This is a genomic window from Streptomyces sp. NPDC057543 (assembly GCF_042801895.1).
Taxonomy (GTDB): domain Bacteria; phylum Actinomycetota; class Actinomycetes; order Streptomycetales; family Streptomycetaceae; genus Streptomyces.
This window is the reverse complement of sequence record NZ_JBHVFF010000348.1, coordinates 1-7,811: the sequence shown is the minus strand read 5'-3', so window position 1 is coordinate 7,811 and position 7,811 is coordinate 1. Positions and strand designations below refer to the sequence as shown.

General features: G+C 70.6%; 6 protein-coding genes. 5 read left to right on the top strand and 1 reads right to left on the bottom strand.

All coding sequences use genetic code 11. The features are described from left to right. The 5 genes from ACFU8Q_RS36505 to ACFU8Q_RS36485 form a co-directional block, all read left to right on the top strand. The coding region (locus ACFU8Q_RS36505; protein WP_384462942.1) for a FecCD family ABC transporter permease at positions 1–1,007 on the top strand (1,007 nt) is incomplete at its 5' end. Next, the gene (locus ACFU8Q_RS36500) at positions 1,004–2,068 is read left to right on the top strand and encodes a FecCD family ABC transporter permease (protein ID WP_384462939.1); all 1,065 of its coding nucleotides are present in this window, start codon (positions 1,004–1,006) and stop codon (positions 2,066–2,068) included. The genes ACFU8Q_RS36505 and ACFU8Q_RS36500, both read left to right, overlap by 4 nt. 133 nt (positions 2,069–2,201) lie before the next feature. Then, positions 2,202–3,056, top strand: coding sequence for a YndJ family protein (locus tag ACFU8Q_RS36495; RefSeq protein ID WP_384462937.1), 855 nt, complete (start codon positions 2,202–2,204; stop codon positions 3,054–3,056). After that, positions 3,053–3,577, top strand: a complete 525-nt coding sequence (locus ACFU8Q_RS36490) for a DUF1990 family protein (protein ID WP_384462934.1) — start codon at positions 3,053–3,055, stop codon at positions 3,575–3,577. Before ACFU8Q_RS36495 ends, ACFU8Q_RS36490 begins: the two co-directional genes overlap by 4 nt. A gap of 56 nt (positions 3,578–3,633) precedes the next feature. Continuing rightward, positions 3,634–5,070 (top strand): lipase maturation factor family protein, encoded by a 1,437-nt coding sequence (locus ACFU8Q_RS36485; protein WP_384462931.1) that lies wholly within the window; start codon positions 3,634–3,636, stop codon positions 5,068–5,070. Here ACFU8Q_RS36485 and ACFU8Q_RS36480 read toward each other — a convergent pair. Next, complete coding sequence (locus ACFU8Q_RS36480) at positions 5,048–7,414, bottom strand: alpha-L-fucosidase (RefSeq protein WP_384462928.1); 2,367 nt, start codon at positions 7,412–7,414, stop codon at positions 5,048–5,050. The genes ACFU8Q_RS36485 and ACFU8Q_RS36480 overlap by 23 nt on opposite strands. Between the last annotated feature and the right edge of the window lie 397 nt (positions 7,415–7,811).

The window sequence follows — 7,811 nt, the reverse complement described above, 5'->3', positions numbered from 1 at the left end:
GTGCCGGAACCTCGGGGACCGGCACCGCTCGGCGGGTGTATTCCGTCGTCATCGCAGTCGTCGTCCTCGTGCTCGCCGTGTTCGCGAGCGTCATGTTCGGCAGCCGGACCACGTCGTTCGGCGATGTGCTGCACGTTCTGTCCGGTACCGCCGATCCGAATGTCACCACCATCGTCGAGAGCCGCTACCCGCGGACCGCGCTCGGTGTGCTCGCCGGTCTCTGCCTGGCCGTCGCGGGCACGCTCATGCAGGGCGTGACCCGTAATCCGCTGGCCGATCCCGGTCTCCTCGGGATCAACGCCGGCGCCTGTGCGAGCATCGTCGCCGCGACGGCCTTCCTGGGGGCGTCGGGCAGTACGGACACCATGTGGTGGGCGCTCCCCGGCGCGCTGATCGCAGGTCTGCTCGTCCATGCGATCGGATCGGCGGGGTCGGGCGGCGGTCTGGTGCGGCTCGTGCTCGCCGGTGCGGTGCTCTCCGCCGTACTGACGGCGTTCATCCAGGCGGTGACGCTGAGCCGGCCGAAGGTCTTCGACAGCTACCGGTACTGGGTCGTCGGCGCGCTCGGCGGCCGGGACTTCGACGTCTTCTGGTCTGTCCTGCCGTTCGCGGTGGCCGGTCTGCTGATCGCGGCCCTGCTGGGGCCGGGCCTCAACATGCTCGCACTCGGCGACTCGACCGCGGCGTCCCTCGGGGCGAATCCGGCCCTGGTGCGCGCGGGCGGGCTGCTCTCGGCCACGTTGCTGAGCGCCTCGGCGACGGCGGCCGTCGGCCCGATCGCCTTCGTCGGGCTGGCCGTTCCGCATGTGGTGCGCGCCCTGGTCGGTGTCGACTTCCGCATGCAGATCCTCTTCTCGGCACTGGCCGGTCCCGCACTGCTGCTCCTCGCGGATGTGGTGGGCCGGGTGGTCATGCGCCCGCAGGAACTGATGGTGGGTGTCGTGAGTGCGTTCATCGGGGCGCCCGCACTGCTGATCGCCGTACGCAGGATGAGGGGCACCGCATGACGTCGCATCAGGCCGGAGTCCGCACGGCGTCGCCCAGGGGGTACCTGACGATCGGCCGGACCGTGGCGGTGCCGGTCCGGCGAGTGTCGGTACTGACGGCGCTCGTCCTGTTCGTGCTGCTGGTGGTGGCCGCGCTCGCCACGCTGTCGCTCGGGCGGCTGGGCATTCCGCTCGCCGATCTCGCCGGAGCGGTGACCGGCGGGGCCGAGGGCAGATACGCGTTCGTCCTGGAACGGCTGCGCGGCCCGCGGCTGACGGTCGCCGTGGGCACCGGCGGGGCGCTCGGCCTGTCCGGAGCACTGTTCCAGTCCGTCACCCGTAATCCGCTCGCCAGCCCCGATGTGATCGGGCTGGGGGCCGGCGCCGGGGCGGGCGCCGCGATCGTCGCCCTGATGTTCCCGGACACGGTGCCGGTGGGGCTCGGCGCGCTGCTCGGGGCCCTCCTGGCCATGGCGCTGGTCTATGTGTCGACCGGCACCGGATTCCGTAACCCGGCCCGGCTCGTCATCGCCGGGATCGGGGTCGCCGCGATCGGCGCGGCGGTCACCCAGTACGTCGTCTACGCCATGGAGCGGGACCGGGCCGCCGTTCTCAGCGCCTACGTCAACGGCAGCCTGTCGGCGCGGTCCTGGGACGACGCCGGCACGATCTGGCTGGTGCTGCTGATCGTCGCCCCGCTCACCGCGCTGATCGCCCGGCGGCTGGACATCGGGGAGATGGGCGACGACATCGCGGGCGCGCTCGGGTCCGGCCCCCGCGGCACGAAAACGATCGCCGTCGTGCTCGCGATCGTGCTCTCGGCGGGTGCCGTCGGTGTCGCCGGGCCCATCGCGTTCATCTCGCTGACGGCCCCGCAGATCGCCAAGCGGATCACTCGCGTCTCCGGCCCGCACTTGCTGCTGTCGACGCTGACTGGCGCGCTGCTGCTGGTAGTCGCGGATCTCTGCGCCCAGCAACTGCCACTGTTCGACAACCTGCCCGTCGGCATCTACACGATGGCCATCGGGGGCGCGTACCTCGGCCGGCTGCTGGTACGGGAGTGGCGCCGGGGGGTCCTGTGAGTCCCTACGGGGCTGTCACCCGCCGCTGAAGCAGCTGTACGGGTCACGTTGCCACGGCCTCTCTTGAACACGTTCAAGAGAGGCCGTAGAGTCATCGCCGAACATACTTGAACGCGTTCAAGTCGGGGGCTCGATGTCTGTACTGGTCGATCTGATCGTCATGCTGGGCATGCTGGTGGTGGTCCCGGCGGGGCTGCGGCTGGCCGGTGCTCCCGAGCTGGACCGGATGCGCCGCCTGTGGCCGCTCTTCGCCGTGCCCGGCACCGTCGCCCTGTGGCTGCCGCGCGGCGTGCCCGCCACCGCCCTGGCGGCCTGCTACGCGCTCGGGGCCGTACTCCTCGCCCTGCACGCTCCACTGCGGCTGCTCCGCAATCTTGCGGGGTTCCGAATCCCCGCCCGGGCGGCGGCCGAGGTCGCCCTGCTCACCGCCCTGGTCACCCCGTCGATCGCCGCCACCGCACTGGTCGCCGAACGCTCGGGGCACCCGCTCTTCGGCTTCGGGCTCGGCATCCTCGCGCTGACCGTGCCGCACTTCCACTTCGCCGGATTCGCCGCCGCGCTCATCGCGGGACTCGTCTGCCGGGTCGCCGACAGCACCGCGGGAAGGTTCGCCGCGCTGAGCGTGCCGCTGGGCACCCTGCTCGTCCTGATCGGCTACTTCATCGGGGACTGGGCCGAACTGGCCGGAGCGGTGGTGCTGACGGCGGGCATGTGGACCGTTGCCCTGCTCACCTGGCGCTCGGTGCGCGCCGAGCAACAGAACCGCATCACCCGGCTGCTGCTCGCCACCTCGTCCGGCGTACTCGCGGTCACCATGGTGCTCGCACTGAGCTGGGCGCTCGGCGAGGCCACCGGGCTCCCGCACCCCACACTGACCTGGATGGCCGCCACCCACGGCCTCGGCAACGCCCTGGGCTTCGCACTCTGCTCGGTGCTCGCCTGGCAAAGGCTCCAGAACCCCACCGATCACGAAAGCAGGACCGTATGAACGCCCTCACCTACCCCGAGGTCGGAGCCACCCGCCTCGGCCCGCTCCCCGACGGCTACCACCACCTCCACCACCGGACCCCGGTCGGGCGCGGCCGGGCCGACCTGGAGACGGCGGGCGCGGCGATCACCGGCTGGCGCATGCATCACTCCAGCGGGGCCCGGGTCCGCGCGTCGGCGGCCCGCGCCGAGGCCGGGGTCCGTGTACGGGTGTCGCTGGGCGTCGGCCCGTTCCGGTTCACGGCGCCCTGCCGGGTCGTCTGGGCCGCCTACGAGGACGACCGCATCGGATTCGCCTACGGGACCGAGCTCCGGCACCCGGAACACGGCGAGGAATCCTTCGTCGTGGAGCTGGCGGACGACGGGACGGTGTGGTTCACCGTCATGGCGTTCAGCCGCCCGGCCGCCTGGTACGCGCGCCTCGCGGGACCCCTCGTACCGGTGCTCCAGCTCTGGTACGCCCGCAGGCTAGGCACCACGCTGCGCCGCATCGTCACCGAAGGCCGGAACGAGCCCGTCTGACCGGAACGGGCCCGTCCGAAGGGCTGAGCCCGGCCACCGGGCCGATACTGGAAGCGATGGACTGGTTCACCGCAGACGGGTACTGGCTCAGCCGGCTGATCTTCCAGCGGGCTCTCGCCGGCGTCTATCTCTTCGCCTTCCTCACCGCCGTGCTCCAGTTCCGGGCGCTGATCGGTGAACGCGGCATGCTGCCCGTGCCCGACTTCCTGCGGCGCACGGACTGGCACAGCGCGCCCGGCCTCTTCCGGCTCCACTACTCCGACCGGTTCTTCGCGTTCGTCTCCTGGACCGGCTGCGCGCTCGCCGTCGCCCTGCTCGCGGGGGTGGACTCGTACGTTCCGCTCTGGGCGGCGATGCTGCTCTGGGCGCTGCCCTGGGCGCTGTATCTCTCGATCGTCCAGGTCGGTCAGACCTGGTACAGCTTCGGCTGGGAGTCGTTGCTGCTGGAGACCGGCTTCCTCGCCGTGTTCCTCGGCAACGCGCACACGGCTCCGCCGGTGCTGGTGCTGTGGCTGTTGCGCTGGGTGCTGTTCCGGGTGGAGTTCGGTGCCGGAATGATCAAGATCCGCGGCGACGAGTGCTGGCGCAAGCTGACATGTCTGTACTACCACCACGAGACCCAGCCGATGCCGGGTCCGCTGAGCTGGTTCTTCCACCGGCTGCCGAAGCCCGTCCACCGGGTCGAGGTGGCGGCCAACCACGTCACCCAACTCCTGGTGCCGGTGCTCCTTTTCACCCCGCAGCCGGTCGCGAGCGCGGCCGCGGGGCTGATGATCGTCACCCAGCTGTGGCTGGTCCTGTCGGGGAACTTCGCCTGGCTGAACTGGGTGACGATCACCCTCGCGCTGTCCGCCGTCGACTGGTCCCTGTTCACCGAATCGCCGGCGCAATCCGCGCCGCCCCTCTGGTACGAGATCGTCGTCATCGCCGTCACCGCGCTGGTGGTGTTCCTCAGCTACCGCCCGGCGCGCAATCTGGTCTCCCGCCGCCAGGTGATGAACCGCTCGTTCGACCCGCTGCACCTGGTCAACACCTACGGCGCGTTCGGCAGCATCAGCCGGGTCCGGCTGGAGGTCGCGGTCGAGGGCACGGACGAGCCGGTGCTCCACGACGGCACGGCCTGGCGGGAGTACGGCTTCCGCGGCAAGCCGGGCGATCCGCGCCGGCTGCCCCGCCAGTTCGCCCCGTACCATCTGCGGCTCGACTGGCTGATGTGGTTCGCGGCGCTCTCCCCCGCGTACGCGGGCCCCTGGTTCGGCCAGTTCGTCGAACGGCTGCTGGAGAACGACCGGGACACGCTGCGGCTGCTGCGTCACAACCCGTTCCCGGACGCTCCGCCCACGCATGTCCGCGCCAGGGTGTACCGCTACCGGTTCACGACCTGGCGCGAACTGCGGGCCACCGGACGCTGGTGGCACCGCACCTACGTGCGGGACTTCATGCCTCCCGTCTCACTCGGCCCGGCCTGGCTCAGCCCGACCAGGCGACCTTGAACACCCAGGCATGCTGTCCGGTCCTGCGCGCCGCCGCCGGTACGTCGATCACCAGCGAGCCGCCCGTGGTGCGCCAGCCGAGCGGCCGGTCGTGGCCGAGCAGGGTGACCCGGTCACCGCTGCGGATCGGCACGGGGGCCTCGACGGTGAGGGTCGAGCCGGGCCGCGCCAGGGAGTGGATGTAGAACGCCTTGTCGGGCCGCACGGTGAACCGCAGGTCCTCGCCGAGCTGCGGCATCCGAGCCCAGTACGTGGTGTCGTAGATCGCCTCCCCGTTGGTCCGCAGCCACTCCCCCGTCTCGCGCAGCCTGCGCTGCATGATGTCGGGGATGGTGCCGTCGGCCTTCGGTCCTATGTCGAGCAGGAAGTTGCCGTTCTTGGAGACGATGTCGACGAGCGAGTGCACGATCTCCTCGGCCGTCATGTACTGCTCGTCCGGTGTCTGGGCGTTGTAGCCATAACTGAACGGGTCGAGGCCGCGGCTGGACTCCCAATTCGCGGTGACGATCTGGTCGTACGTCGTGTACTCGGGCGTCGTGAAGTCGTGCGGCCCGATGCCGGAGCGGTTGTTGACGGTGACTTCGATCGGCCGGGCCCGGTTCTTGGCATGGTTGAAGTACTCGGCCAGCACCCGGTGGCTGTCGTTGTCGCCGCCGATGTCGCACCAGAGGATCTCGGGGTCGTAGCCGTGGATCAGCTCCAGCATCTGCGGACCCTGGAACCCGGTCACGTAGTTCTTGCCCGCCGTGTAACCGGTGTACGGGACCGGCTCCAGGGTGTACGGATTGCGCGGGGCGTGGCCCATCCACGGGTGGTCCGGGTTGAACCATTCGGGCATCGAGAAGTACAGCCCCGGGTGGAGTTCGGGGGTGTAGCGGCGTGAGGCGTCGAAGAGTTCCTTGATCAGGTCGCGCTTCGGCCCCATCTTCACGGAGTTGCGGTCGGAGAGCCTGGTGTCCCAGAGCGCGAAGCCCTCGTGATGCTTCGAGGTGAGGACGTGGTACTGCGCGCCCGCGTCCCGGAACAGCTCCACCCAGGAGCGCGGGTCGAAGCGCTCGGCGCGAAACCGCGGGATGAAGTCGTCGTAGGCGAAGGACTCGCCGTAGGTGTCGCGATGGTGGGCGTACGTGGGGTTGTTGGGGTCCTGCATCTGGTTCCAGTACCACTCGGCGTACTGCGTGCCGACGGGCGCCCAGGCGGGTACCGAGTAGACCCCCCAGTGGATGAAGATCCCGAACTTCGCTGCCTGGAACCAGTACGGCGCCTGGTGGGTGGAGAGGGAGTCGTCCGTCGGGGCGTAGTCGGGGACGCCGAGGGTGAGCGAGCGCCGGACGGTGGCGGCCTGCTTTCCGCGTCCGCGGGCGACAACGTTGCCGTCCCGGGCGGTGCCGGGTGCGGTGCCGGGCCTGTTGCGGATGCCGATGCGGACGCGGGCCTGGTCGCCGGGGGCGAGCCGGTTGATGCGGGCGGGTGCGACGGTACGGGCTCCGGGTACGTCCACCGCGAGCGTGAGGCCGTCGGCGGCGAGGATGCCGACCGTGCCCGCGTTGACGACGGTGGCCTCGATGCTCTGGGCTCCGGAGTCCAGCAGCGAGGTGGTCGAGTGGGCGTCCCGCAGCGTCAACGCCCGTCCCTGGGCCGCTGGTTGCAGGGAGAGCGCGAAGATGTGCAAGGACGGCTTGTTGGCCTCGGCGGGCTGGGTGGCGGGCAGGGTGAGCGCGACGGCTTCCCGCGCCGGGTCGAGCGCGATCTCGCTGACGGCGATGGAGACCTGGTGCTGGTCCTTGGTGCCGTCGGCCGTGTAACGGTACGCGGCGGTGACGGCGCCGCTTCCGGAGTACCAGTCGGAGCCGCCGAGGACCGGGGCCGAGGTGGTGCCGTCGGCGTAGTGGACCGTGGCCCGGCCGGATGCGGCGCCGTAGCTGCACGCGGTGAGGAAGAGTGCGGAGAGGTAGCGGCCAGGTGGGAGGTCGATGCGCTGACCGAGGGCGACGATGTTGTTCCTGGCACCCGCTGCGGAGGCGGGGAAGAGGAACGTGGTGCCGTTGATCTCCCGTTCTCCGGCAGGGAGTTCCTCACCGGGGAAGGTGTAGCCGGAGCCGTCGAAGTTGCCGCCGCGGGCATCGGCGGTGTCGATGCCGTCGTTGTCGAACCACGCGTCGAGGGGTACGGGTACGGCGGCGGGGACGGTGCCCCAGTCACCGCCGCCGGTACCGGCCTCTGCGCGCGCTTGCACGGCTCCGGTTCGCGGGGCCGCATCGGCGGTGGCGGGAGTGAGCAGGGCGGCGCCGACTGCCGCCCCTGCCGTCATTCCGAGTACATGGCGTCTGGGAAGTTCGGTCATGACATCCGATGATTGGAGCACGACGCGAACCTGTCAATGGAATCTTCCCGACTGAACGAAACTCCTCTCCCTCAACCATCCGATGACTGGGCGGAGTTGCTGCCGGGCCCGCACGGCAGGCCGGAGGCTCCGGACCGGGTACCGTGGGGGCGCCGAGCGTCCAGGCCGCGACGATACCTACGATGCTGCCCGCCGCCGCGAACAGCACCACGCGCACTCCGGCGAAGGCCGGCCCGGCGAGCCCGCGGGTGCGGCGGCCCGCCATGGTGCCGAACTCCTCCGGCCCACCGCCCGGCCACCACGGCCGGCCATCTACTGTTCGGCACCGGCTCGGGGCTCTCGCTCACCGGGGCCGCGGCGGTGGAGGCGGCGTTCTGACCGGCAAACGCCCTATAAC

What these genes read in the sequence shown, in the direction of transcription:
- ACFU8Q_RS36490 (WP_384462934.1), top strand. Translation starts at nt 3,053, where the DNA reads ATGAACGCCCTCACCTACCCCGAGGTCGGAGCCACCCGCCTCGGCCCG.
- ACFU8Q_RS36500 (WP_384462939.1), top strand. Translation starts at nt 1,004, where the DNA reads ATGACGTCGCATCAGGCCGGAGTCCGCACGGCGTCGCCCAGGGGGTAC.
- ACFU8Q_RS36485 (WP_384462931.1), top strand. Translation starts at nt 3,634, where the DNA reads ATGGACTGGTTCACCGCAGACGGGTACTGGCTCAGCCGGCTGATCTTC.
- ACFU8Q_RS36480 (WP_384462928.1), bottom strand. Translation starts at nt 7,414, where the DNA reads ATGACCGAACTTCCCAGACGCCATGTACTCGGAATGACGGCAGGGGCG.
- ACFU8Q_RS36495 (WP_384462937.1), top strand. Translation starts at nt 2,202, where the DNA reads ATGTCTGTACTGGTCGATCTGATCGTCATGCTGGGCATGCTGGTGGTG.